This is a genomic window from Piscinibacter gummiphilus, from assembly GCF_002116905.1.
Lineage (GTDB): Bacteria > Pseudomonadota > Gammaproteobacteria > Burkholderiales > Burkholderiaceae_C > Rhizobacter > Rhizobacter gummiphilus.
The window spans coordinates 433,568-458,973 of the sequence record NZ_CP015118.1; the positions used below are offsets into that span (position 1 = coordinate 433,568).

Below are 25,406 nucleotides of genomic sequence, written 5' to 3' on the forward strand. Positions count from 1 at the left end.
GGAGTCCTTTCAGAGTTTGCTGGCGCGGTCGGCGCGGGCCGGCAGGAAGCTGCGGTCGAAGACCTCGGCGGCGGTGGGCGTGCGGGCCAGCTGGTTGGCTTCCACCACGACACCGATCGAACGGGTCAGGCGGGCGGTGTCGATGTCGCCGAGGCCGATCTTCGCGATCTCGGGGTGGTTCATCTCGTCCTTCAGCGTGGCGGCGAGGCGGTCGCGCTCGATGTCGCGCTTGAGCAGCGGCTCGCGTTTCATCACCGAATCCATCGCCATCTCGGGGTTCGCGAGCGAGTCGTTGATGGCGCGGTTCAGCGCCTTCAGGAAGCCGGTGACGGCCTTCGGGTTCTCCTTCACGAACGCGCGCGAGAACACCACGGCGTTCGAGTACAGGTCGAGGCCGTTGTCGCCGTAGTTGATGAAGCGCAGGTCCTTCTCGGGGTCGAGGCCCACGAGGCGGGCGCTGAACGCGATGGTGTTGATGTAGCCGAACACGCCGTCGACCTGGCCGCGCATCAGCATCTGCTCACGCAGGTTCGGGGCCATGTTGCTGATCGAGACCTTGCTCGGGTCCACCTTCGCGGCCTTCGCGAACGCGGGGAAGAGCTTGAGCGCGCCGTCGTTGGCCGGGGCGCCGAGCGTCTTGCCTTCCAGGTCCTTCGCAGTGCGGATCGGGCTGTCCTTCTTCACGACGATGGTGAAGGGCGGGGTGTTGTAGAGCATGTATACGGCCACGGGCGCGTCGGCCGGGCGCTTGGCCGCGAGGTCGATCACCGCGTTGATGTCGCCGAAGCCGGCCTGGTAGGCGCCCGCGGCCACCTTCGTGATCGACGCGGCCGAACCCTCGCCCTGGTCGATCGTCACGTCGAGGCCCTCGGCCTTGAAGTAGCCCTTGTCCTGCGCGACGAAGAACCAGGCCTGCGGGCCCTGGTACTTCCAGTTCAGCACGACCTTGATCGGGGTGTCGGCGAAGGCGACGGCGGGGAGCATCGCGGCGGCGGTGGCGAGGGCGGTCAGCCAGCGGACGGGTTTCATCGAGTTTCCTTTCGGGAGGAGGGCTTGGGGGTGCGCACGAGGGCGGGGATCAGCGAATCGGCGGAAGCCACGAACCCGTGGAGCTTCTCGACGAGGAAATGGATGGCGCGCGTGACGTACGCGGGCGACGGGGTGCCGCACGCGTCCTTCAGCAGCACGCAGTCGTAGCCGAGGAAGGCCGCGTCCTGCAGCGTCGAGAACACGCAGCGGTCGGTGTTGACACCCGCGAACAGCAGCGTCGTGATGCCTTGCTGGCGCAGGATCGAGTCGAGCTCGTTGTCCCAGAAGCCGCTCAGGCGGTGCTTGAACACGGTGATGTCGGCCGGGTCGACGGGCAGGTCGTCCACCACCTGCGCGCCCCACGAGCCGGGCACGACGCTCGGGCCGTGGTCGAGTGGCGAGACGTCGCCGTAGCCCACGCCGGGCTGGCCGTCGGCGCCGGGGCGCGAGGCCTTGAACTGCACGAGCGGGCTCAGGTTCAGCGTGTCGGCGCGGACGCCCCAGTTGAGCCACACCACCTGGCCACCGGCATGCCGCCATGCGGGCAGCAGTTCGGCGATCGTCGGGATCGGCTTGCGCGTGGCCTTCATCGACACGCCCTTCTGGCCGAACCAGCCCTCGGGGTGGCAGAAGTCGTTCTGCATGTCGACGACGATCAGCGCGCTGCGCACCACGTCGATCTCGACCATGTCGTCCTGCGTGGCGAGCCGCACCGGGCGAGGCGTGCGGGCCTCGCGCACGAGGCTCACGCCGTCGGGCGACCACGTCCACGCGTTGTGCGGGGCGGGGCCGAAGCGCAGGCGGTCGTTCATTTCAGGCGCAGCTGGCGGTCGGCCAGCGGGGGCAGGAAGCGGCGGTCGAACACGTCGGACGGAGCCGGCGCACGCGCCAGCTCGAAGGCCTCCTTCACCTGGCCGATGGCCAGGCGCAGGCGTTCGTCGTCCACGTCACCCACGCCGCGGCGCGCGGCCTCGGGCGTCAGCACCACGTTCTGCAGCGCGTAGAGCAGGCGGCGCTTCTCGATCGCCTTGTTGACCAGCGGCTCCTGCTTCGCGAGGGCCTCGATCGCGGCATCGGGGTCGGCGACCGTGTCGCGCAGGCCCTTGTGGATCGCGCGCACGAGGCCGGCCACGGCCTCCGGCTTGTCCTTGAGCAGCTGCGGCGACACGAGCACGCCGTTGCCGTACAGCGCGATGCCGTTGTCGGCGTAGTGGAACCAGCGGATGTCCTTGTCGGGGTCGACGCGCTGCGCCACGAGGTTCATGTAGGCCGTGACCGAGAACACGGCCGAGGCGTCGACCTGGCCCTGCAGCAGCATCTGCTCCTGCAGGTTGGGCGCCATGTTCGTCCACGACACCTTCGTGGTGTCGATGCCGCTGCGCTCGGCGAGCGCCGGGAACATCTTCATCGCGGCGCCGCCGGCCGGCGACCCGACGTTGCGGCCTTCCAGGTCCTTCAGCGAACGGATGGGCCCCGAGGCCTTCGCCATGATCGCGAACGGCGCGCGGTTGTAGATCATGTAGACCATCACGGGCACGTTGGGGCGCGACGCGGCGGCGTTCTGCACGATGGCGTTCAGGTCACCGAACGCGGCCTGGTACGTGCCGGCCATCACTTTCGTCACGGCGCTCGCCGAGCCATCGCCCTGGTCGAACGATACGTCGACCTTCTCCTGCGCGAAGTAGCCGCGTTCCTTCGCGAGGAAGTACCACGCGTGGATGCCCTGGAACTTCCAGTCGAGCACGAACTTGATCGGGGTGGTTTCCTGCGCGCGGGCCGGCGCGCCGGCGAGCAGCGCGGCACAGGCCAGCAGGGAACAGAGGACTCGGGACATGGGGACTCCGGCGGTGGCAAGTGGTCGGTCTCTTGCACCCTGCGTGCCGGACAGCGTGTCCGCGCCATGCCGTTTTCGCGATGCACCGTTGCCGATGCGGCAACACGAGGCCGGTTCTCATGGGTGGCGGCGCACGGGGGTGATGTCGCGGACGGGGCCTGGAACGGGGCACTGCAGCGTCCGGAGCCCAATCGTGACCGCTCCGCCGCGTGCGGTCCGCGCGCGAACGTGCGCCAAAAGGGCGCGCCGCCGCACGGTCCCGTGGCACACGCACCGTTGCGGATCAGGCGCGGAATCGCGGTCGACCGTTGCCGCCTCGGCAACACCCGGCACCGAACCTGCTTGGGCCCGGTTCCATGAACCACCTCCGCTTCCTGCGCTACGTCGACGAGGTCGCGCGCGCCGGCTCCATCCGCCAGGCGGCCGAACGCCTGCACGTGGCCCCGTCCGCGGTGAACCGCCGCATCCTCGACCTGGAGGACGAACTCGGCACGCCCATCTTCGAGCGCTTGCCGCGGGGCATGCGGCTCACCACGGCCGGCGAGCTCTTCGTGCGGTACATCCGCGGGCGCACCGCCGAGCTGGACGAGGTGCGCTCGCAGATCGAGGAGCTGAAGGGCCTGCGGCGCGGCCGCGTGAGCCTGGTCGCCAGCCAGGCGCTCGCGCCCGCGCTGCTGCCGGCGGTGGTCGCCCGCTTCCGCGACGCCCATCCGCTCGCGGGCTACGCGGTGCGCATCGGCGACCACCACCAGGCGCTCGAGGCGCTGCGTGCGTACGATGCCGACCTCGCGCTCGTCTTCAACCTCGCCCCCGAGGCCGACATCGAAGTGCTCGCCGCGTTCGACCAGCAGCTGGTGGCCGTGATGCACCGCGACCACCCGCTCGCCGGCCGCACCGGCGTGCGCCTGCGCGACTGCGCGGGCTACCCGCTCGTGCTGCCCAACCGCGACATCGCGGGCCGCCAGCTCATCGAGCAGTTCCTCGCCCGCAGTTCACTGAAGCTGCAGCCGATGGTCGAGAGCAACTCGTTCGAGTTCCTGCGCGGCTGCCTGTACCACGGGCAGGCCATCACCTTCCAGATCGCGGTGGGGGCAGTGACGGACGGCGGCGAGCTGGTCACGCTGCCGCTGGAGGACCGCCAGTTCCCGCACGGCCGCCTCGTGCTCGCGCGTTTGCGCGGGCGTCAACTGCCGGTGATCGCGCATGCATTCGGGGAACACCTGATGGCGGCGTTGCAGGAGATGGACATGGCGCCGGCAGAGGCGTGACACCGGTTCCGAATCGTCGGAACTGACGATACGCACGGGGACCCCGGATGACGATCTTCCTGCCCTGGCTCGGACCGATGGGTATCGGACGCTGGGCCCATCCAAGGGAGATCTCCGATGAGTTCACAACACCCCTGGGCGCCCGCGCGGCGCCTGTCGATGGTCCTGCTGCTCGGTCTGTCCGCCGGGCTCGCCGCCAGCGCCCAGGCCGCGACGGACCTGATCCAGAGCAGCCGGGGCGGCTCACCACTGTGGGACTACTGCGAGGGCAAGCCCGCGGCCACCGTCCTGCCCGCCGACCCGCGTTCGCTCGTGCAGCCGGGCATCAGCACGGGCAAGGCGGTCGCGTTCAACGCGTACTGGAAGGACTGCCACACCGACCCGGCCGCGGTCCAGGAGGCCGGGCACCCGAAGACCTGCGGTGACCTCCGGGACCGCTTCTATCGCGGGGGCGGCCTGCTCGAGACGGGCTCGCCGACCGTCGCCGCGCTGTTCACGGGCGACAACACCCGCACGCTCGAATCGGTGTTCGGCGCGAGCACGCTGACGGCCACGCAGTACAACGCGCTGTGGACCACCTGGGGCGGCTTCGTCGTCCGCCCGGACAACTTCGACCAGCTCGTGGCCGAACGCTACGGTTCGGTGTTCGGCACGGGCCGCAACCCGTACCCCAAGCCCTTCGAGGACCCGAACCGCACGAACGGTGGCACCGGCCGCCTCCCGGAGATGTTCACGCAACTGCGCAATCCCGACGGCACGTGGAGCGGGCGCATCGGCGTCACGTGCCACGCGTGCCACAGCGGCGCGGCCAACGGCGTGCCGGCCCCGGGCGGCGGCAGCAGCCTGCAGGACCTGCACCTGTTCCTGCGCGACGCGCTGCCGCTCGGCTACCTGGCCTCGCTCGCGTCGATCGCGAACCTGACGCGAACCCGCGGCACGAACAACGCCAGCGACATCAACCTCGCCTTCGTGTTCCCCGACCAGGGCCTGCTGCCGCTCGACACGTTCCTCGGCGTGCTCGCGTCGGGCTCCACCGCGTCGATGGACACGCCGGCCTGGTGGAACATGGGCCACCGTCCGGTGAAGTTCGTCGACGGCGTGTTCCCGATGGACGCACCGCGCGTGGACATGGTGTTCTACACGCCGCTGCTGGGCCTGTTCGGCTCGGTGGGCGGCCCGCTGTCCGAGGCGGGTCAGACCTGGATGCGCGCGCACGGACCCGACGCCAACACGTGGATCGAGTCGCTGAAGTCGCCGCCCTATCCCGGCACCATCGACACCGCGCTCGCCGAGCAGGGTGCCGTGCTGTTCCACACGCTGAACCTGTGGGCGACGAGTCGCAACAACCCGGTGCCGAAGCCGAACGAAGGCAACGGCTCGTGCGCGAGCTGCCACGGCGCCTACGCCCCGCGCTACGTCAACGATCCCGCGTTCCTGGCGACACCCGCGCTGGAAGGCATGGCGTCGTACATCACGCCGCAGCGCATCATCCAGACGGACATCGTGCGGCAGAAGACGAACAACGAGGCGGTGCAGGTCGCGGGGGCCAGCAATTTCTTCGGCTACCCGACGACCAAGGGCACGGTGAACGACTGCGGCCCGCAGAACCGCGCGGACCTGCGTGGCAACCGCGAACTGGGCTACCTGGCGCCGCCGCTGTACGGCGTGTGGGCGACCGCGCCGTACCTGCACAACGGGTCGGTCCCGAACGTGTGGGAGGTGCTCAAGCCCTCGGACCGCAAGCCGCTGTGGCGGCGTGTCTCGAACCCGCCGCGCTGGGACCAGGTGGGCCGCACGATCATGGGGTACGACACGCGCATGTCCGCGTACGACACGCAGAAGATGGGCTGGAAGTACGACACGCTGCAGTGCCGGAAGCCCACGCTCTTCGACCCGATCCCGTCGCCGTACTGGCGCTGCGACCCGAAGGACGAGCAGCTGCAGGCCTGGTACAACGAACTGGTGCGGGGCCTCTACTCGAACGTCGCGCTGACCTGGAACGTGCTGTTCCCGCCCACGATCACGAACAGCGACATCGAGGACCGCAAGATCTACAACACGTACATGTTCGGGCAGGGAAACGGCGGGCACACGTTCAACTCAGTGCTCACCGATGCCGAACGCAAGGCGCTCATCGAGTACCTGAAGACCCTGTAGCGGCGTCCACGCGCTGGAGCCACCGCGCGAGCGCGGTGGTGACGGCGGCGGGCTGTTCCAGCGTGGACATGTGCCCGGCCGTCGCCACCGCCACGCGCTCGACCCCGCCGGGCAGCAGGCCCGCCATCTCGTCGCTCAGCTCGGGCGGGGTGACCTTGTCGTCGGCACCGCACAGCACCAGCGCCGGCGCGCGCACCCCGCGCAGCACCGCGCGGTTGTCGGGGCGGTTCATCGCAGCGGTCTGCTGCCGCTTGAAGCCGTCGCGGCCCACGGCCCGGGCCATGTCGGCGAGCAGGCCCACCAGGGCCGCATCTTCGACGTGGGCCGGGTGCAGCAGCTTCGGCGGGAACGAGCCTGCGACCTCGGCGTACGTCGAGTTGCCGCTGTCCAGCGCCTCGATCATCTGGCGGCGGTTGCCGCTCGATTCGGGCGTGTCGGACCGCGCGCCGGTGTCGATCAGCGCGAGGCCCGCGATGCGGTCGGCCGCCTGCCGGCACACCTCGAGCGACACGTAGCCGCCGAGCGAGAAGCCGGCCACGGCGAACGGCCCCTCGGGCATCAGCGAGATCGCGGCCGCCGCGATGGCGGTGACGTGGTCGTGGAGGTCCGTGCGGGCCACGACGAGGGGGCGGTCGGTCTGCACGAAGGCGCCCCGGACCGGCATCCACACGCGGCCGTCGTTCATGATGCCGGGGAGCAGAAGCAGGGGCGTCGTCATGTCGTGTTCCTTGCAGGAGTGAGTCGAAGGGTCAGGGGCGGTCCGCCTGCATGCGCTGCACCAGCAGCGCGAGCAGCGTGTCCAGCACGGGCGTGTCGACACCGCCCTGCCGCGCCAGGTCCTGCACGGCCAGCAGCTGCGCGTCGATCTCGAGCGGGCGACCCGCGACCAGGTCCTGCAGCATCGACGGCGGGTGCCGCACGGTGCGCATGCGCGCGATGCGGGCCTCCTCGTCGGCCGCCACCGTGATGCCCAGTGACGCGGCCACGCGCACGCCTTCGGCGAGCAGCTGGCGGTACACCGCGAGCATGGGTTCGTCGTGCGAGAACGTGATGGGCGGGCGCATCGTCAGCGTCGCGAGCGGCGACGTCGTGATGTTGAGCATCAGCTTCGACCACACCACGTCGCGGATCGCGGTGGACGTGGACAGGCCCGGCAGCGCGGGCTTCATCACCGCCGCGATCTGCTGCAGCCGCGGCGACAGCGTGTTGTCGGGTTCACCGATCACGAAGGTGTTGCTGGTGGCGTTGTTGCGGATCACGCCGGGCGACGACACCTCGTTGGGCGACGTCACCACGCAGCCGATGGCGCGGCGCACGCCCAGCGTGTGCCACAGGCACGCGCCCGGGTCGAGCCGGGCGAGGCGTTCGCTCGCGGGTGGCTGGCCCGGTTCGGCGGGGAGGCCATGGAAGTACCACCAGGGCACGCCGTTGATCGCGAACATCACGGGCGTCTCCGGTCCCAGCAGGGGCTGCATCGCATCCACCACGTGCGGCAATCCGTGTGCCTTCACGGCAGAGATGACGAGGTCCTGCGGGCCGAGGTCGCGCGCGTCGCTGCTGGCGTTCACGCGCACCGTGAAGTCTTCGGCATCGGAGACGTAGCGCAGGCCGTTCGACCGGATGGCTTCGAGGTGCGGGCCGCGGGCCACCACGGAGACGTCGAGCCCGGCGCGTGCGAGCCAGGCGGCGAGGTGGCCGCCGACGGCGCCGGCCCCGAAAACACAGATGCGGGTCATGGGAATTCTTGATGTCACGGATAGGTGGTTTCGATCATAGGGCGTCGCCCCCTTTCATCGTGGCGCGGTGGGTCATTCGACGCCGACGTGGGATTGGAGGCGAGACCTAGCATGGCCCGGCCCCAGGCATCCACCCACCCAAGAAGGGAGAAACCCATGGCCCATCCACTGCCGTTGTCACGCTGGCTGTTCGCAGCCGGTCTCTTCAGCCTCGCTGGTGTCTCGCCGGCCGCGGACCCGCCTGCGAAGAAGCCCCCGCCCACGAGCTACGCCCCGGTCGTGATGGCCGAGGACTTCGCCACCACCATGGCCCGCATGAAGGCCGCCAGGCCGGGCATCGCGTCGCGCCACCAGGGGTTGCTGCAGCAGCGCTACGACCTCGCCGACCGGCCCGCGGCGGGCGTGACGATGTCGCGCGGCAAACCGGTGCAGGACGGCGTGCGCGTGAAGCTGCCCGCCGGCATGACGTGGGACCGCCTTGCCGCGATGAGCCCCGAGGAGGTCCGCCGCGCCGATGCGTTCCCCGCGGGCTTCCTGCCGCTGCCCCACCCGAACCATCCCGAGGGCGGCATGGTGTTCCCGAAGTTCCACATCGACGAGGTCAAGCGGCAGGAAGCGCGCGACCTCACGCGCTTCGACCTCGACTTCGACCTGCCCGACCACGTGCTGCCCGAGTTCCCCGCGCCGATCTTCCTCACGACACGGCCGGACCTGGGCGACGTGTCGAAGGGCAAGCTTGTCACCCTCGACAACTACTTCGAGCTGTTCGACGGCGTGCTCAACCCGAAGCAGCTCGAGGGCCTGCGCCTGCTCGTCACGCCGTTCGCGCAGCAGCAGTTCAACCAGACCAGCGACCGCCGCTCCGAACGTCCGAGCCGCGGGGTCGCGTGCCTCGACTGCCATGCCAACGGCCATGCGAACGGAGCGACCCACCTCGCGGGCGACGTGCGGCCGCAGGGCTTCCGCCATCGCATCGACACGCCCACGCTGCGGGGTGTCAACGTGCAGCGGCTGTTCGGCTCGCAGCGCGCGCTCAAGTCGGTGGAGGACTTCACCGAGTTCGAGCAGCGCGCCGCGTACTTCGACGGCGACCCGGTGATCGCGACGAAGAAGGGGGTGAACATCCTGGAGCGTGGCAGCCAGGTGCACTTCATGGGCGAGTTCCAGGCGCTGCTCGACTTCCCGCCCGCGCCCAAGCTGGGTGTGGACGGCAGGCTCGACCCGCGCAAGGCCTCGCCCGCGGAGCTGCGCGGCCAGGCGGTGTTCTTCGGCAAGGGCACGTGCGCGTCGTGCCACGCGCCGCCGTACTACACCGACAACACGATGCACAACCTGCGCACCGAACGCTTCTTCGCGCCGCGCGACATCCTCGGTCGCACCGCGAACATGGACGGTCCGATCAAGACCTTCCCGCTGCGCGGCATCAAGGACTCGCCGCCGTACCTGCACGACGGGCGGCTGCTGACCCTCGACGACACGGTCGAGTTCTTCAACCTGGTGCTCGAGACGAAGCTGACGGCCGAAGAGAAGAAGGACCTGGTGGCGTTCCTGCGGGCGCTGTGACGGCACGCGCCGGCCGGTGGGCGGCCGTGGACCACACCACGCCGCCCAGCAGGCACACGACCGCGGCCACCTCCAGCACGGTGGGGCCGCGGCCTTCCCACAGGAAACCGTACAGCATGCCGAACAGGGTCTCGAACACGATCATCTGACCCATCAGGGCCAGCGGCAGCAGGCGGCCGGCGCGGTTCCAGCACGCGTTGCCCACCACGGAGGCGAACACCGCGACGGTGAGGGCCATGCCCCAGAAGCCGAGCCACTCGGCCGGGGTGTGTCCGGAGGACGGGCCCGCGAAGGCGGGAACGGCGAGGACGAGCGCCAGCGCGCCGGTCATCACGCCGACGAGCAGCGAAGCGTCGTGGGCCGACAGGTCGGTGCGGCGTGCGAGCCAGCGGCGGTTGACCACCGTGTAGCCGGTCCAGCAGGCCAGCGCCCCGAAGCCGCACAACAGGCCCACGGCCCGGGTGAGCAGGTCGCCGCCCGGCCCGTGGCTGCCCTGCAGGGCCTCCCAGCCGACCAGCGCGGTGCCCAGGCCGCCGAGGGCGAGCGGCGCCGCGAGGGTGCGCAGCGGCACGGCCCCCGGCTCGCGGCTCCCGAGCACCGCGACGACGAGGGGCATCAGCCCGATGATCAGCGCGGTGGCCGCGCCCCCGGCCCACTGAACCGCGGTGGCGAGCATCAGGTAGTAGACGATGTTTCCGAGCAGGGCCAGCTGCACGAGGGCGAGCAGGTCGGCGCGCCCGAGGCGAAGCCACAGCGCGCGCCAGCGCGGGGCGATCAGCACCGCGGCGATGGCGCCGTAGGCGAGGTAGCGCGCGGCCGACAGCTGCAGCGCGGCGAAGTTGCCCAGCACCTGCGGCGCGAGGAAGACGAGGCCCCAGAGGGCGCCGGCGGTCACGCCCTGGGCGGTGCCGCGGAAGAGCCGCGTGTCGCGCGGGGGGGTTGTGGAAGTGATCGAGGAGTGCATGCCTCCAGCTTCGCTGCGGATTAGCGCGACGTCTTGGCCTGGGCTCGCAGGCGCCTGACCGAGACTACTGTCGACGTTAGGACGCAGGGGATCGCAGGAAATTCTTCGGCGGAGGCGCCTAGGCCAGTATGTAAATATTACATTGACTGGTAGAGTGCACTTGTCGGACCGCCGAAATGAAAGGCCTAAAACCGACTACACCTCACCTACCTACACCTGCGGGGAGACAGAAAGATCATGGCTTATCGGAACGGAAACTACGCTGCTTTCTATGTAATCGAACCGTTTAGCACGAGCTCCCTCGGAGCTAACGCGACCAAGGACTTTTGCTACTACAACACCTTGAGGATGTGGAAGGGTGCTGACCCGAGCTTTCCTTTTGTGGATTCGCACGAAAAGACTTATAGCGTTCGCGATGGAAGTGATTGGGAGTCGACGTTGAAGCCTCGTCTGCGGGAGCGGCTTCGAAATTCGAAGAACCTCGTCCTGTTTCTTAGTTCGGGCACCGTCAACTCTCGCGCCGTGAAGGAGGAGGTTGACTACGCAATTAACGACCAAGGATTGCCAGTTATTGTGATTTACCCGGAGTACTCAACAAAAGAAAGTCTTCTGTTGAACGGGGCACTGAGGGATGAGGTGAAGGGGCTGTGGGGCAAAATCCCCGTGCTCAAGGACTCAATTAATAAAGTTCCCACGCTTCACGTACCTTTGAACAAGGCGGTTATCAAAGATGCCCTGAGTGATCCCGGTTTCATGGTGGGAAGTAAGAATAAGCCGGACATTTATCGATACAAGGCCTGATATCGGTGCTAGCCAATGGCAAAAGTTAAACTATTTGACAGCCGCGTATACAGGAAATTTCTCGAAGTCACCTCGGCAATTAGCGCGACATTGTCGGCGGTTGTTCTTTTTGTTGATATTCCGGCCGCCCACAAAATAAAAGGGGGCTGGATATTTTTGGGGCTCTTGGCGGTAATCTATTTTGCTATCTGGGCTTGGTCCAGCAACCTCAATAGCATAGAGATTAATGTGGAGGGCAGTGATGTTGCGATCAAAGTTGGCGATATTTTTCAACAGCCCGGGCTGAAGGCTATTGCGTTCAATGAGTACTTTGACACGCAGGTGGATAATGTCATCATCAGCGAAAGATCGGTTAATGGAATTTTTCTTCAAAAGCACCTAGATATTTCTGTTTCCCAGTTGGATGCTCACATTGAGAGCTATGATTTTGAGAAGGAAGAGGTTGTCGGGGTCGATGCAATGCGAAGGCTGGGGAAAAAGCGTAAACATCAAATAGGCAGTATTTGCGTTTACAAAGATTTCTTGTTGACGGCATTCTCAAAGTTTGACGCAAGTAACAAAGCTTCGCTGACGATGCCGGAGTACCTGGAGTTCCTCATAAACTTCTGGGATCGAGTAAACAATGTTTATGCTCAGAAAAGTGTTTCCACCACCGTATTTGGTTCAGGTATTACCCGTATCAAAGGGCATAAAAATATTGCCGACGAGGATCTGCTAAAAATTATGCTTTGGACGTTTCGGATAAGTGAAATGCGGTTCAAGCATCCTGCTAAGTTAACGGTTGTTATCCATCCCGACAAGATTGGTCAAATCAACCTGCTGGACATCAAATCAGCGAGGAATGGGATTTGATGGGTTGATCGCCTGCGCGGGGGCTTCGTCCCCACTGCCGATGGGGCCTGTGGACGATTTGCTTGCCGTCAGCGAGCGGAGCGATGGGATTTTCGATATGCGGCCGGCGTGAGCCCTGTGGCCCTGCGCAGCGCGCGGGTGAGGGCGGTCTGGTCGGAGTAGCCGGCGTCCAGGGCCAGCTGGGCGATGGGGGTGGTGGTGCCGGCGAGCGCGTCCTGCACGGCCCGCAAGCGCAGGTCCGACAGCCAGGCCTGCGGCGTGCGGTCGTGTTCGGCGCGGAACACCGCGTGCAGCCGGCTGACGCTCAGGCCCGCCTCGACCGCCATGCGGGCCGCGGGCCAGGCTTCGCCGGGCGCGGCCTCGATGCGGCGCAGCAGCGGGTCGAGGCGCGAGGCGGGGCGGCGTTCGGCCGCCAGCGCGTCGATCAGCAGCGGCGCGCAGTGCCGGGTGATCGCGTCGGGCACGCCGTCGGCCGGGGACGCGAGCTGCACGAACTCGACGAGCCGGCGCACGGCCGCGGGCACCGGCAGGAAGGTCTGGCGGCGCAGGCGTTCGACGGCGTCGTCGCCCATGTCGGCCAGGGTGCAGTCGAGCACCAGGAACTGGTTGTGGCCGTCGCCCGATTGCGCGTGGTCGCTGCCGGGCGCGATGAACGCCGCGAGGCCGTTGTCGACCCGCCCACCGCGGCCCTCGACCTCCAGCTCGATCCGGCCGTGCACGCCGATCACCACCTGCACGTGGTCGTGCCGGTGGGGCGCGCCGTCGGCGCCGTAGCGGCGCAGGCTCAGGGCGCCCTGGGGAAGGATCGGGGAGGACATCAGGACACGAGCATACGCCCGCCGCCCGCTCAGCTGGTCATGGCCTCCCGGGCACGCATCTTCGCGGCGATGTAGTCGCCGTGCGGGATGTAGAGCAGGTCGGCCAGCTTGCGCATCACGTGCTGCTCGTGGGCGTCGAGCCGCCCGTCGGCGTAGGCCACCTGCCACATGTACTCGACGATGCGGGCCTTCTGCTCGGGCTCCAGCTGGTCGTTCAGGCGCGACGTGAAGGTGTGCAGGTCGTGGGCCTCGCGGGCGGTCTGGTCGGCCACCACCATCAGCGCCTCGACTTCGTCGGCATTGAGCGCGAACCGGTCGCGCAACGCGACGATCACCGACGCCCGCTCCGACAGGCCGATGTGGGCGTCGGACCGCATGACCTCGACCAGCAGCACCGCGGTGGCCACCTGCAGCGTGTGTTCGAAAGCGGCCCGGGGGGCGGCCTGCGGCAGCAGCGGTTCGAGGAAGGACTTGAGGGTGGTGAACATGGGCGGCTCCGTCGGCGGGGTCCGGGTCGGACCCGGGCGGGCCGCGCAGGTTCCGTGCCCGCGGCCGGTCAGCGCGGCCAGGCCCGGTCGATCAGCGCCTCGAACGCCGCCGGATCGGGCAGCGTGCCGAACACCCGGCCCCATTGCGGCTCGAAGCGGCTCGTGACGAACGCGTCGGCCACGACCGTGGGCGCGTGTTCGCGCAGCAGTGCGGCCTGCAGCAGCAGCACCAGCTGCTGCGCGAGGCGGCGTGCCCCGGCCTCGACCGACTCGGGCGGCTGGCCCAGCACGGCCTTCAGGCCGGCGAGGTGAGGGCGCAGGCGGGTGTCGCCGCCCAGGCGTTCGCCGAGGTGCTCCGCCAGCGCGGCCAGCGCCTCGGGTTCGCGGCCGATGGCACGCAGCATGTCGAGGCCCATCACGTTGCCCGACCCCTCCCAGATGGAGATCACCGGCATCTCGCGGAAGAGCCGCCCCATCGGGCCGTCCTCCACGTAGCCGTTGCCGCCGAAGACCTCCATGGCCTCGGCGCCCAGTTCGATGCTGCGCTTGGCCACCCAGAACTTCGCGGCCGGCGTGACGATGCGCTTGTACGCGCGTTCGAGCGGGTCGTCGGCCGCGCGGTCGAAGGACTGCGTGAGCCGCATCATCAGCGCGGTGGCGGCTTCGCTCTCGAGCGCCATGTCGGCCAGCACGTTGCGCATCAGCGGCTGGTCCACCAGCAGCTTGCCGAAGGCCTTGCGGTGGCGCGTGTGGTGGATGGCCTGCACCACCGCCTGGCGGATCAGCCCCGCGCTGCCCATCACGCAGTTGAGCCGCGTGTACGTGGCCATCTCGATGATGGTGGGCACGCCGCGGCCTTCCTCGCCGACCATCAGGCCCCACGCGCCGTTGAACTCCACCTCGCTGCTGGCGTTCGAGTGGTTGCCCACCTTGTTCTTGAGCCGCTGGATGAACACGGCGTTGTGGCTGCCGTCGGGCCGGAAGCGCGGCACGTAGAAACACGAGAAGCCGCCGGGCGCCTGTGCCACCACGAGGTGGGCGTCGGACTGCGGCGCCGAGAAGAACCACTTGTGGCCGGTGAGCTCGTACTGCGCGCCGCGGCCCTCGCCGCGCACCGGCACGGCCCGCGTGGTGTTCGCGCGCAGGTCGGAGCCGCCCTGCTTCTCGGTCATGCCCATGCCCACCAGCATCGCGGCCTTCTGCTCGACCGGCACGTCGCGGGCGTCGTAGGTGCGCGAGTACAGCTTCGGCTCCAGCTGCTTGAAGAGCTGCGGCTCCTGCTGCAGCACGGGGATGGCGGCGAAGGTCATGGACCCGGGGCACTGCGAGCCCGCCTCGACCTGCATGTGCATCGAGAACGCCGCCGCGTAGGCGCCCCAGGCGCCGGGGCGTGGGTCGGAGAAGGGCTGCGAGATCTGCCCGCTCTCGCGCTGCAGCCGCATGATGGCGTGCCACGACGGGTGGAACTCGACGCGGTCGATGCGGTGGCCCACGCGGTCGAACGTGTGCAGCTCCGGCTTGAACCGGTTGGCCTCCTCGGCCAGCCGCAGCGTCTCGGCGCTTCCCAGGCGTTCGCCGTACGCGGCGAGGTCCGCCACGTGCCCGGCCGCACCGGCCCGGGCCACGGCCTCCTGCAGCGCGGTGTCGGTGGTGAACACGTTGTAGTCGGCCAGCGGGGCGACGACGTTCGTGACTTCGTGGGTGGCGCCGTGCATGGGGAGTCTCCTCGGTGCGCATTTCGGGGCGGATGGCAGTGTCCTCCTGTTGTTCCATCCAGTAAACTGGCGTCGTGGAAAACCCCGTCTATGTCGTCGCGGTGCGTGCGTTGTGCGAGTTCGCGGCGAAGGTCGGTGACCTCGACCACCGCTTCACGCCCGGCCCGTCCGCGGCGGAGGGCGTGGCCGGGCACGCGGCCGTGGCCATGCGGCGGGGGCCCAATGCGGAAAACGAGGTGTCGCTGTCGGGCGAACACGGGCCGCTGCGCGTGCGCGGCCGCGCCGACGGGTACGACCCCGACCGCCAGCGCCTCGAGGAGGTCAAGACCTACCGCGGCGACCTGGCCGCCATGCCCGCCAACCACCGTGCGCTGCACTGGGCCCAGGCCAAGGTGTACGGCGCGCTGCTGTGCCGCGAACGCAAGCTGGAGCGCCTGACGGTCGCCCTCGTGTACCACGACGTGGGCACGCTGCACGACACGGTGATGTCCGAGAAACATTCGGCCGCCGACCTCGATGCCTTCTTCGTCGGGCTGTGCGAACGGTTCATGGCGTGGGCGCGGCAGGAGCTCGTCCACCGCACCGCACGCGATGCGGCGCTCACCGCGCTCGCGTTTCCGCACGGTGACTTCCGCCCGGGCCAGCGCCAGCTCGCCGAGGCCGTCTACAAGGCCGCCGGGGCGGGGCGCTGCCTCGCGGCGCAGGCGCCCACGGGCATCGGCAAGACGCTGGGCACGGTGTTCCCGATGCTGAAGGCCTGCCCCACGCAGCGGCTCGACAAGGTGTTCTTCCTTGCCGCGAAGACGCCCGGCCGCGGCCTCGCGCTCGAGGCGCTGCACACCGTGGTGAAGAGCGAGGGCGGCCAGCCGCTGCGCGTGCTGGAACTGGCGGCGCGCGACAAGACCTGCGAGCACCCCGGGAAGGCCTGCCACGGCGACAGCTGCCCGCTCGCCCGCGGCTTCTACGACCGCCTGCCCGAGGCGCGCAGCGCCGCGGTGGCGGCCGGCTTCCTCGACCGCGCCACGCTGCGCACCGTCGCCGCCACCCACGGCGTGTGCCCGTACTACCTGGGCCAGGAGATGGTGCGCTGGGCCGACGTGGTCGTGGGCGACTACAACTACTTCTTCGACCTCGCCGCGATGCTGCACGGCCTGACGCTCGCCAACGGGTGGCGCGTGGGACTGCTGGTGGACGAAGCCCACAACCTGCTCGAACGCGCGCGCAAGATGTACTCGGCCACGCTGGCCCAGGTGCAGCTCGACGCCGCGCGGCGCATCGCGCCCGAGCCGCTGAAGAAGCCGCTCGAACGCCTGCACCGCGCGTGGGTGCAGCTCAACGGCGAATGCCCGTCGGCCTTCGAGGTGTTCGACGAACTGCCGCAGCGCTGGTTCGGCGCGCTCGCCAACGCCATCGACGCGATGGCGTCCTTCCTCGGCGACCACCCCGACCAGGTGCCGCCCGACCTGCTGCGCTTCTACTTCGACCTGCTGCACTTCGCGCGTGTGTCCGACCGCTTCGGCACGCACTCGCAGTTCGACATCACGGTGGAAGAACACGGCCACCGCAAGCGCTCCGTGCTGTGCCTGCGCAACGTGGTGCCGGCGCCGTTCCTGCGCCAGCGCTTCGACGCGGCGCACACCACCACGCTGTTCTCGGCCACGCTGTCGCCCCGCGCGTTCTACGGCGACACGCTGGGCCTGCCCACCGACACGCGGTGGATCGACGTCGACTCGCCGTTCACGCGCGACCAGCTCGCGGTGCACGTCACGCCCCACATCTCCACGCGCCATGCCGACCGCCCCGCGTCGGTGGCGCCCATCGCCGAACTCATCGCCCGGCAGTACCGCGAGCGGCCCGGCAACTACCTCGCCTTCTTCAGCAGCTTCGAGTACCTGAACCAGGTGATGGCGAGGCTGCAGGCCGATGCGCCCGACCTGCCCGTGTGGGCGCAGTCCCGCGCGATGGACGAGGGCGCGCGCGCCGACTTCCTCGCGCGTTTCGTGCCGCAGGGCCGCGGCATCGGCTTCGCGGTGCTGGGCGGCGCGTTCGCCGAGGGCGTGGACCTGCCGGGCGACCGGCTGATCGGCGCGTTCATCGCCACGCTGGGGCTGCCGCAGGTCAACCCCGTCAACGAGACGCTGCGCGAACGGCTCGAGGCCTCGTTCGGCGATGGTTACGCGTACGCCTACCTGTACCCCGGCCTGCAGAAGGTGGTGCAGGCCGCGGGCCGCGTGATCCGCACGCCGGCCGACCAGGGCGTGGTGCACCTGATCGACGACCGCTTCACACGCCGGCAGGTACGCGAGTTGCTGCCGGGGTGGTGGCCGGTCGCCCGCCCCGTGCGCAGCCGGCCCCCTCCCGAACCGGTGCAGGAAGACCCCGCATGAAGATCGCCTCCTGGAACATCAACGGCATCCGGGCCCGCGAGCCGCTGCTGCTGCGCTGGCTCGCGGAATACGAGCCCGACGTGGTGTGTCTCCAGGAGCTGAAGGCGCCCGACGACGCATTCCCGGAAGACGCGATCAACAAGGCCGGCTACGGCGCGCTGTGGCGCGGCCAGAAGGCCTGGAACGGCGTGGCCATCCTCGCGCGCGATGCGCAGCCCATCGAAATCCGTCGCGAGCTGCCCGGCGATCCCGACGACGTGGAGGCACGGTACCTCGAGGCGGCCGTGGAGGGCATGATCGTCGTGTCGCTGTACCTGCCCAACGGCAACCCGCAGCCGGGCCCGAAGTTCGACAAGAAGAACCAGTGGTTCGACCGGATGGTGCGCCACGCGGCCTCGCTGCTCGACACCGACCTGCCGGTGGTGCTGGCCGGCGACTGGAACGTGGTGCCCACCGACTCGGTCGCCGACATCTACGACACACGTTCGTGGCTCGACGACGCGCTGCTGCAACCCGAGCCGCGGGCGGCGTGGCAGACGCTGCTGGCGCAGGGCTGGACCGATGCGATCCGGGCGCTGCATCCCGATGCCCCGCTCTACACGTTCTGGGACTACCTGCGGAACCGTTGGCCGCGGGATGCGGGGCTGCGCATCGATCACCTGCTGCTGAGCCGGCCGCTGGCGGACACGCTCAGTGCGTCGGGGGTCGACAAGGAAGTCCGGGGGTGGGAGCACACGAGCGACCATGCGCCGGTGTGGCTCACGCTCGGTTGAGGAAGAAGCTCGTCATCCCGGCGCAGGCCGGGACCCCGGCTGCATGTTCGAAGGCACAGGGTCCCGGCCTGCGCCGGGATGACAGGGCGCTTTCATGTGGCTTCTGCGCCAGCCACCTTCACCACCACCCCTCTGGCCTCCAGCTCCGGCCACGGCCGGTCCGTCACCAGCGTGTGCACCTGCGCCCAGTCCGCCACGTGGTACGGCGCCACCCCGCCCACCTTCGAGTGATCGGCCAGCACCAGGGTGCGGCGCGCGGCGCGGATCATCGCCTGCTTGAGCATCGCGTCGGGTTCCTCGCTGGCCGTGGCGCCGGCGTCGAGCGCCACCGCGCAGGCGCCGGGCACGGCCCAGTCGGCGCGGTGGTGGGCCAGCATCTGGCACGTGGCGTGGCCCCAGAACGCGCGCGCGTCGGGCTGCCACACGCCGCCCAGCACCACCAGTTGCACGAGCGGGTCGCGGTCGAACACGGCGGCGATGTCGAGCGAGTTGGTGATCACGGTGAGCGGCCGCACGGTGAGCGCGCGCGCCATCTCGAGCGTGGTGGAGCCGGCGTCGAGCACGACCGACTGGCCGGCCTCGATGAGTTCGGCCCCCAGGTGCCCGAGGCTCGACTTCACGTCCGCGAGCACGGCGGACCGCCCGCCGAAGCCGAGGCGCCGCGTGTCGATGGCCACCGCGCCGCCGTGCGTGCGCTGGAGCACACCGGCCTCCTGCAGTGCGTCGAGGTCGCGCCGGATCGTGTGCTCGGACACCTCGAGCAAACGAGCGAGTTCGAGCACCTCGACCCGGCCGTGCGCGTTCAGCCAGTCGACGATGCGGGCATGCCGTTCATGGGTGAAGCGGGGCGGGTTGGTGATGATCATGCATTCATTGTAATTGCTCGAATGTGCTCGATGCTGGTCGATTGCTTGCTCGAAACGAGCAAATACCCTAACATCCGCGCATGCCCGCCGCCAGCCTGACCCAGACACCGTCCCGCGTGTCCGCCGCCCACCGCGCCATCGCCGCGGTGTTCTTCTGCAACGGCCTCGGGTTCGCGAGCTGGGTGTCCCGCATCCCCGCCGTGCGCGACGGCATCGGGCTCGGCGAAGGGGAACTGGGCACCGCGCTGTTCGCGCTGGCCGCCGGTGCGATCGTGGCCTTCCGGCTGTCGGCCAAGGGCGCCGACATCCTCGGCACGCGGATGCAGCTGCTGCTCGCCGCGGCCCTCTATTGTTTCGCGCTGCCCCAGCCGGCGCTCGTCGGCTCGCACATCTCGCTCGCCGTCACGCTGTTCGTGTTCGGTGCGGCCAACGGCGCGGTCGACGTGACCATGAACGCACTCGGGGTCGAGGTCGAACGCCAGGCGGGCCGGCCGGTGATGTCGTCGCTGCACGGCATGTGGAGCGCGGGCGGCCTTTCGGGCGCCGTGCTCGGCAGCCTCGCGGCGCACCAGGGCCTGTCGCCCGCCGTGCACCTCACCCTCGTCGCGGTGCTGCTGGCCGGGGTGATGCTCGCGGTGCGGCCGTCGCTGCCCGAGGCCTCGCCCGCACACGACACGCCCGCGGCCAAGGGCCGCCCGGACGCCACGATGCTGCTGCTGGGCGCGATGGCGCTGTGCGCCTTCCTCGTCGAGGGTGCCATGGCCGACTGGAGCGCGGTGCTGCTGCGCGACACGCTGTCCACGAGCGAGGCCGTGGCCCCGTGGGGCTACGCCGCGTTCGCCGTCGCGATGACCGTGATGCGTTTCGCCGGAGACCGTGTCACGCTGAAGTTCGGCGCGGTCGGCGTGCTGCGTTTCGGCAACCTGCTCGGCGCCGTGGCGCTGGCGGCCGCACTCTTCACGCAGTCGCTCGGGCTCACGCTGTTCGCGTTCGTGCTGGCCGGTGTCAGCCTCGCCATCGTCGCGCCCGTGGTGTTCGCCACGGCCGGCCGCCGCAGCCGCACCACGCCGGGCCATGGCATCGCGCTGGTTGCGAGCGTGGGCTACGCCGGCTTCCTGCTGGGTCCGCCGGTCATCGGCTGGATCGCCTCGCTGGTCGGCCTCGGAACCGCGTTCGGTCTGCTCGTGGTGCTGATGGCGGCCCTCGCGGCGATGTCCGGACAGCTGCGCGAGCAGTGACCCTCGGGTCGTCGCGGTCGACGGTGGCAGGGCGCCGGACCACCGCCTAAAGTGCGCTCCAATGCCGCCGTCCGCGGCGAGGGAGCGAGGCCATGAAGAGCCTGTCGACGGTCCTGTGCACGGCCCTGCTGGCCTGTGCGCCCGCAGTGTCGGCCACGCCGCACTACACCTTGTCGCTGCTCCCCGAGCCACCCGACGGTGCGCTCGGCGTGCACGACCTCGGCGGCTTCAACAACGCGGGGCAGCTGGCGGCCACGTGGACCACCGCCGCCTTCGCGGCCCACCCGTACCTCTACACGCCGGGGACGGGTTTCGAGAGCCTGCTGCCACCCGGCCCGGCGCCCGGCGGGTTCGACGATTGGCGCATCTACGACCTGAACGACCGGGGCGTGGCAGTGGGCAACCGGATCGACCGGGCGTGGCAATACGCCCCGTCCGGCGGCGGCCCCGTGCCGGGAACGGCCGGTGTCGCCGACAGCGTCGCCTCGGCGATCAACGACGCGGGCCAGGTCGCCGGATGGGCCAACGGGGGCGGCTACCTGTACACCCCGGGCCAGGGTTCGGTGGCGCTGCCGGCCGACCGGTGGGCGATGGACATCAACAACACCGGCACCGTGCTGCTGGGCAGCCCCGGCGGGCCCCTGAGCACGCTGTATCGCTACGACATCGCGACGGCCGTCTCGACGCCGATCGCGATGGACCCGACGCTCGACCCGGCCAACCTCGCCGTGCTGAATGACCGCGGCGACGTGGTGGCCGGCCACGGCGTGCGCCTGAACCTCGGCGTGGCCATCTACCACCCCGACGGTACGTTCACGCGCCTGCCCGACATGTTCCCCGGCAGCGGCGAACTGGCGAGCGACATCAACAACGAGGGGTGGGTCGTGGGCCGGGCCATCCGCGAAGGCCCGGTTCCCGGGGACGACGTGCTGTTCCTCTACACCCCGGAGGGCGGCATGCAGGACCTCGTCGCGCTGATCGACCCGACCACGCTGCAGGGCTGGCAGAACCTCTCGCCACAGTTCATCAACGACCGCGGCGACATCGCCGGTCTGGGGTATTTCGACGGCGAGCGGCGGGTGTTCGTGCTGTCGTCCGTGGCGGCGCCGGTGCCCGAACCGGGGCTGGCGCTGCTCACCGGACTGGGCCTCTTCGGCGTGGTGGCCGGCGTGCGCCGCCGTCAGGCCGCCGCGGCCTCGCGCAACCGCGCGAACCACGCCGACTGCCCGGTCTTGTAGAGCTGGTACCAGGCCTCGAGCGCGTCGTCGTCGTACACCTCGAGCAGGCGGAAGATCTCGCGGGCGAACTCGAGCGGCGCCATGCCGGCCGCCGTGATCAGGTTGCCGTCCACCACCACCGGTTCGTCGAGGTACCAGTCGGCACCGTCGTAGCCCGTACCGTTCAGGTACGCGGCCGCGTTGCTCGTGTGCGGCCGGTCGTCGAGCAGGCCCGCTTTCGCGAGGCCCGCGGTGGCGCCGCAGATCGCGGCCACCGGCGCGCCCTGGTCGAGGAAGTCGGCGGCCTTGTTGACGGCCCACACGTGGGCGCCGTCGGCCTCCCAGCCGCGCCCGCCCGGCACGATCAGCATCGCGCTGTCGGCCGGCCGCAGCTGATCGAGGCCCAGGTCGGGCACCACGGTCAGGCCGCCCATCGACTGCACCACGGTGTCACGCTGCGCACCCACGGTGCGCACTTCGAACCGCCCCGGCTCGCGCTGGAAGTCGGGGTTGTTCAGGCCGGCGGTGGCGAACGCGGGCTCCCAGTCGGCGAACCCGTCGAAGACGTACAGATGCACGGTGGAACGCATCGGGTGATTCTTCCGGAATGGTGGAGGGATACGCGGGCAGGGGCATTCGGCGTGCCCGCGCGGGGTCACTTCGCCAGCGTGTCGAGGTCGATGGCGCCGGCCATCGCGCGGTAGCCGGTGTCGCCGGGGTGCAGGTGGTCGCCCGAGTCGAACGCGGGCCGCAGGCGCGCGGGGTGCGCCGGGTCGCGCAGCACGGCGTCGAAGTCGACCACCGCGTCGAAGGTGCCGCTCGTGCGGATCCAGTGGTTGACTGCCTGCCGCACGCGGTCCTTCGCGACGCTGTGGTGGCCTTCGAGCGGCGTGCCCTGCAGCGCGCCCTCGAACGGCGGCACCGTGGTGCCGATCACCCGCACGCCGTGCACGCGCGCACGTTCGGCCAGCTGCCGGTAGCCCGCGGCGAGGCGCTCGACGGTCATCGCCGCCTCGCCCGGGGCGAACGGGCCGCCCGGCCAGCCGATGTCGTTGGTGCCCAGGGCCACGATGACGGACCGCACCCCGGGCCACGCGAACACCTCGCGGTCGACCCGCGCGGACGCGCTGTCGCCCATGCCGTCGCGCAGCAGCCGTGCGCCCGAGATGCCCGCGTTCTGCACGGCCACGCCGCGTGGCGCGAGGCGTTCGGCCAGCACGTCGGGCCAGCGTCGGTCGGTGCCCGGGGTCGAACCGTTGCCGTCGGTGAGCGAGTCGCCCAGCACCACCACCGAGCCCGCGCCGCCCTCGACGAGCAGGCGGCTGACGAAGGCGCGCACGGGCATCGGCGTGGCGGCGGCGAACGTGGGGGCGGCCACCTGGTCGCCGTCGGCGGTGTAGCCGGTTTCGCGGGCATCCCAGTGGAACGTGGCCGGGGCGACGGGCCCCGGGAGGTGGAGCGACACGGCCACGCGGCCGAGCGCCGGCACCGCGAGGGCCACCGGATCGCTCACCGCTTCACCGCCGGCGGGGATCTCGACGCCGGGCTGGCCGCCGAAAGTGAGGCGCCGCGACGCGTCCGGGTCGATCGCCACGCCCCCGGCCGACCGCGCGAACGCCGCGGCGCCGATGCGCAGCGGCTGCGTCCCGTAGGTGTTGGACACCACCACGCGCCAGCGATCGCCGCCGAGGCTCACGCGCATCGGCTGGCGCAGCGTCTGCTGCACGAACTGGAAGGGCGCCATCGTGGGCAGCACGAAGTTGCCGGACCACAGCGGCTGCGGGCTCGCGCGCCAGGTGCCGGTCCAGGGGCCCTCGGCGGACGCGGCGGCCGAGAAGGCGAGGGTGGTGGCGAGAAGGAGGGCTTTCGTGTTCATCGGGAACGTTCGAAGTGGAGAAGGCCTCCACGGTAGGTTCATGCCGATGTCGAAGGAAGATGGAAGAATCGCATGCCTCCCATTCGAGATCGGAATGACCCCATGGACACCCTGAACGCGATGGCGACCTTCGTGCGCGCCGTGGACCTCGGCAGCCTGTCGGCCGCCGCCCGCGAGCTGCGCACCACGCAGCCCACGGTGAGCAAGGCCGTGGCGGCGCTCGAGCGGCACGTGGGCGTGCGCCTGCTCGAACGCAGCACCGCGCGGCTCGCGCCCACGGACGAGGGGCGTGTGTTCCTCGATCACGCGCGCCGCGTGCTCGACCTGCAGGCCGAGGCCCTCGACCAGGTGCGAGGCCATGCGCGTGCGCCCACGGGTCAGCTGCGCATCAACGCGCCGCTGGCCATCGGGCAGCTGCGGCTCAACGCGTGGCTGCTCGACTTCCTGAAGATGCACACCGCCGTGTCGGCCGAGCTGATCCTCAACGACCGCTTCGTCGACCTCGCCGAGGAGGGCATGGACGTGGCGCTGCGCCTCGGAGGGGCGCCGCCGCCGCACGTGGTGGCCCGCGAGGTGGGCCGGTCGCGCCGCGGTGTGGTCGCCTCGCCCGCGTACCTCGCGTCGGCCCCGCGCATCCGCCGGCCGGCGGACCTGTCGCGCCACGAGGTGCTTCGGTTCGCGTGGGCGGCCTCGCTCGACACGCTGGTGCTGGACGGCCCGCGCGGCACGCGCGAGACGGTACCGGTGGCCGGTCGCTACCGCGTCAACAGCTCGATGGCGATCCGCGAAGGCCTGCTGCTCGGCGCCGGCCCGGGCCTCGCACCCGACTGGCTGGTGCAGGACCTGCTGGACAGCGGCGCCCTGGTGCGGGTGCTGCCCGCGTGGCACGCCGAGCCGCAGCGCGCGTGGGTGATGTACCCGTCGCTGCGCTACCGGCCGGCGCGTTCGCGGATGCTGGTGGACGCGCTGTGTGATTCGGTGCCGTCGTGGCCGGGGTTTCGCGCCGCGTGACGGGTCACATGCGTCCGCCGTCGGTCAGCAGCGATCGGCCGGTGACCCAGCGGGCGTCGTTCGACGCGAGGAAGGCCACGGCATCGGCCACGTCCTCCGGCTCCGCGAGGCGGCCGAGCGGCGTGCGGGCCTGCTCGTCGGCCAGCACGTCCGGCGGCAGATCGGCCGTCATGTCGGTGCGGGTGATGTGCGGCGCCACCGCGTTGACGCGGATGCCGCGCGGTCCGAGTTCCTCCGCGAAGGCGCGCGTGAGGGCGTCCACCGCGGCCTTGCTGGCGGTGTAGACCGACAGCCCGGTGCCGGGCGAATGCACGAGGCTGGTCGACACGTTGACCACGTGGCCGCCAGTCTTCGGAAAGTGCGGCAGCGCGGCCTGGGTCATCGCCACGACGCTCCACGTGTTGACCGCGAACTGCGTGTCGAAGTGCGCGCGGTCCAGCTCGCCGACGCTGCGGTATTCGGCGATGCCGGCGTTGTTGACGAGCACGTCGATGCGGCCGAACCGATCGACGATGCCGCGCACCAGCGCGGCCACGGACGCGGCATCGGACACATCGCCCGTGAACGCCGCGGCTCGGCCACCGGCGCGTTCGATGTCGGCCACCACGGCGTCGCCGGGCGCCTGGCGCGACACCACGGCCACCGTGGCGCCGTCGGCCGCGAGGCGGCGTGCGATGGCCGCACCGATGCCGCGCGAGCTGCCGGTCACGACGGCAATCTTCTGGTCGAGTCGTTTCATGTTCACATCCGGGAGTTGAGGGATGCGGGAAGCGTAGGCAGCCACGCCCGCGAGGCCCAGCCCCGCCGGCGCAA

23 protein-coding genes are annotated in these 25,406 nt (G+C 69.9%); 10 read left to right on the top strand and 13 right to left on the bottom strand.

Annotation, left to right across the window (positions count from 1 at the left end):
• Nucleotides 1-9: 9 nt before the first annotated feature.
• From A4W93_RS01845 to A4W93_RS01855, 3 genes are read right to left on the bottom strand one after another with little or no spacing between them, the layout of a single operon-like run.
• The gene (locus A4W93_RS01845) at nucleotides 10-1,029 is read right to left on the bottom strand and encodes an ABC transporter substrate-binding protein (RefSeq protein WP_085748993.1); all 1,020 of its coding nucleotides are present in this window, start codon (nucleotides 1,027-1,029) and stop codon (nucleotides 10-12) included.
• Entirely contained in the window at nucleotides 1,026-1,841 is an 816-nt protein-coding gene (locus tag A4W93_RS01850) for a cysteine hydrolase family protein (protein ID WP_085748994.1), read from the bottom strand. Before A4W93_RS01850 ends, A4W93_RS01845 begins: the two co-directional genes overlap by 4 nt.
• Nucleotides 1,838-2,863: an ABC transporter substrate-binding protein gene (locus A4W93_RS01855; RefSeq protein WP_085748995.1), complete on the bottom strand. Its 1,026-nt coding sequence runs from the start codon at nucleotides 2,861-2,863 to the stop codon at nucleotides 1,838-1,840. Before A4W93_RS01855 ends, A4W93_RS01850 begins: the two co-directional genes overlap by 4 nt.
• A gap of 356 nt (nucleotides 2,864-3,219) precedes the next feature.
• Here A4W93_RS01855 and A4W93_RS01860 point away from each other — a divergent pair, with 356 nt between their 5' ends.
• Both A4W93_RS01860 and roxB read left to right on the top strand, forming a co-directional pair.
• Nucleotides 3,220-4,131 carry a LysR family transcriptional regulator gene (locus A4W93_RS01860; RefSeq protein WP_085748996.1) on the top strand — a complete coding sequence of 304 codons (912 nt, stop codon included), beginning with the start codon at nucleotides 3,220-3,222 and terminating at the stop codon, nucleotides 4,129-4,131.
• 117 nt (nucleotides 4,132-4,248) lie between these two features.
• Entirely contained in the window at nucleotides 4,249-6,288 is a 2,040-nt protein-coding gene (gene roxB / locus A4W93_RS01865; RefSeq protein ID WP_085748997.1) for a rubber dioxygenase RoxB, read from the top strand.
• Here the strand turns inward: roxB and A4W93_RS01870 are convergent.
• Complete coding sequence (locus A4W93_RS01870; protein ID WP_085748998.1) at nucleotides 6,263-7,006, bottom strand: alpha/beta fold hydrolase; 744 nt, start codon at nucleotides 7,004-7,006, stop codon at nucleotides 6,263-6,265. The two genes, roxB and A4W93_RS01870, sit on opposite strands and share 26 nt — an antisense overlap.
• Before the next feature lie 31 nt (nucleotides 7,007-7,037).
• A complete protein-coding gene (locus tag A4W93_RS01875) occupies nucleotides 7,038-8,024 on the bottom strand; it encodes a ketopantoate reductase family protein (protein WP_085748999.1) in 987 nt (328 codons plus the stop codon).
• Nucleotides 8,025-8,180: 156 nt separating this feature from the next.
• On the opposite strand from A4W93_RS01875, the gene A4W93_RS01880 reads away from it, so the two are divergent.
• Nucleotides 8,181-9,587, top strand: a complete 1,407-nt coding sequence (locus A4W93_RS01880) for a cytochrome B6 (protein WP_085749000.1) — start codon at nucleotides 8,181-8,183, stop codon at nucleotides 9,585-9,587.
• Here the strand turns inward: A4W93_RS01880 and A4W93_RS01885 are convergent.
• Nucleotides 9,514-10,551, bottom strand: coding sequence for a DMT family transporter (locus tag A4W93_RS01885; protein WP_085749001.1), 1,038 nt, complete (start codon nucleotides 10,549-10,551; stop codon nucleotides 9,514-9,516). The two genes, A4W93_RS01880 and A4W93_RS01885, sit on opposite strands and share 74 nt — an antisense overlap.
• 237 nt (nucleotides 10,552-10,788) lie before the next feature.
• On the opposite strand from A4W93_RS01885, the gene A4W93_RS01890 reads away from it, so the two are divergent.
• Complete coding sequence (locus A4W93_RS01890) at nucleotides 10,789-11,352, top strand: TIR domain-containing protein (protein ID WP_085749002.1); 564 nt, start codon at nucleotides 10,789-10,791, stop codon at nucleotides 11,350-11,352.
• A gap of 15 nt (nucleotides 11,353-11,367) precedes the next feature.
• Entirely contained in the window at nucleotides 11,368-12,204 is an 837-nt protein-coding gene (locus A4W93_RS01895) for a macro domain-containing protein (protein WP_085749003.1), read from the top strand.
• 68 nt (nucleotides 12,205-12,272) lie between these two features.
• On the opposite strand, the gene A4W93_RS01900 is transcribed toward A4W93_RS01895, so the two are convergent.
• The 3 genes from A4W93_RS01900 to A4W93_RS01910 all read right to left on the bottom strand — a co-directional run bounded on the left by A4W93_RS01900 (nucleotide 12,273) and on the right by A4W93_RS01910 (nucleotide 15,225).
• Nucleotides 12,273-13,022 (bottom strand): helix-turn-helix domain-containing protein, encoded by a 750-nt coding sequence (locus A4W93_RS01900; protein WP_085749004.1) that lies wholly within the window; start codon nucleotides 13,020-13,022, stop codon nucleotides 12,273-12,275.
• Nucleotides 13,023-13,051: 29 nt separating this feature from the next.
• The gene (locus A4W93_RS01905) at nucleotides 13,052-13,510 is read right to left on the bottom strand and encodes a tellurite resistance TerB family protein (protein WP_085749005.1); all 459 of its coding nucleotides are present in this window, start codon (nucleotides 13,508-13,510) and stop codon (nucleotides 13,052-13,054) included.
• A 68-nt stretch (nucleotides 13,511-13,578) separates the two neighbouring features.
• Nucleotides 13,579-15,225 (bottom strand): isovaleryl-CoA dehydrogenase, encoded by a 1,647-nt coding sequence (locus tag A4W93_RS01910; RefSeq protein WP_085749006.1) that lies wholly within the window; start codon nucleotides 15,223-15,225, stop codon nucleotides 13,579-13,581.
• Between the two features lie 74 nt (nucleotides 15,226-15,299).
• Here A4W93_RS01910 and A4W93_RS01915 point away from each other — a divergent pair, with 74 nt between their 5' ends.
• Together A4W93_RS01915 and xth are read left to right on the top strand one after the other, a co-directional pair.
• A complete protein-coding gene (locus A4W93_RS01915) occupies nucleotides 15,300-17,612 on the top strand; it encodes an ATP-dependent DNA helicase (RefSeq protein ID WP_085749007.1) in 2,313 nt (770 codons plus the stop codon).
• On the top strand, nucleotides 17,609-18,385 hold the full coding sequence (gene xth / locus A4W93_RS01920; protein ID WP_085749008.1) for an exodeoxyribonuclease III: 777 nt from the start codon (nucleotides 17,609-17,611) through the stop codon (nucleotides 18,383-18,385). Before A4W93_RS01915 ends, xth begins: the two co-directional genes overlap by 4 nt.
• Nucleotides 18,386-18,477: 92 nt before the next feature.
• Here xth and A4W93_RS01925 read toward each other — a convergent pair whose 3' ends face one another.
• A complete protein-coding gene (locus A4W93_RS01925; RefSeq protein ID WP_085749009.1) occupies nucleotides 18,478-19,251 on the bottom strand; it encodes a DeoR/GlpR family DNA-binding transcription regulator in 774 nt (257 codons plus the stop codon).
• An 80-nt stretch (nucleotides 19,252-19,331) separates the two neighbouring features.
• On the opposite strand from A4W93_RS01925, the gene A4W93_RS01930 reads away from it, so the two are divergent.
• A complete protein-coding gene (locus A4W93_RS01930; protein WP_085749010.1) occupies nucleotides 19,332-20,489 on the top strand; it encodes an MFS transporter in 1,158 nt (385 codons plus the stop codon).
• A 92-nt stretch (nucleotides 20,490-20,581) separates the two neighbouring features.
• A complete protein-coding gene (locus tag A4W93_RS01935) occupies nucleotides 20,582-21,727 on the top strand; it encodes a PEP-CTERM sorting domain-containing protein (protein ID WP_085749011.1) in 1,146 nt (381 codons plus the stop codon).
• Here the strand turns inward: A4W93_RS01935 and A4W93_RS01940 are convergent.
• Together A4W93_RS01940 and A4W93_RS01945 are read right to left on the bottom strand one after the other, a co-directional pair.
• The gene (locus A4W93_RS01940) at nucleotides 21,670-22,296 is read right to left on the bottom strand and encodes a type 1 glutamine amidotransferase family protein (protein ID WP_085749012.1); all 627 of its coding nucleotides are present in this window, start codon (nucleotides 22,294-22,296) and stop codon (nucleotides 21,670-21,672) included. The genes A4W93_RS01935 and A4W93_RS01940 overlap by 58 nt on opposite strands.
• A 65-nt stretch (nucleotides 22,297-22,361) precedes the next feature.
• Nucleotides 22,362-23,582, bottom strand: a complete 1,221-nt coding sequence (locus tag A4W93_RS01945) for an SGNH/GDSL hydrolase family protein (protein ID WP_085749013.1) — start codon at nucleotides 23,580-23,582, stop codon at nucleotides 22,362-22,364.
• Nucleotides 23,583-23,684: 102 nt separating this feature from the next.
• Between A4W93_RS01945 and A4W93_RS01950 the strand changes: the two genes are divergently transcribed.
• Nucleotides 23,685-24,593, top strand: a complete 909-nt coding sequence (locus tag A4W93_RS01950; protein ID WP_085749014.1) for a LysR family transcriptional regulator — start codon at nucleotides 23,685-23,687, stop codon at nucleotides 24,591-24,593.
• Between the two features lie 4 nt (nucleotides 24,594-24,597).
• Here the strand turns inward: A4W93_RS01950 and A4W93_RS01955 are convergent, their stop codons facing one another.
• Nucleotides 24,598-25,332 carry an SDR family NAD(P)-dependent oxidoreductase gene (locus A4W93_RS01955; protein WP_085749015.1) on the bottom strand — a complete coding sequence of 245 codons (735 nt, stop codon included), beginning with the start codon at nucleotides 25,330-25,332 and terminating at the stop codon, nucleotides 24,598-24,600.
• Nucleotides 25,333-25,406 lie beyond the last annotated feature (74 nt).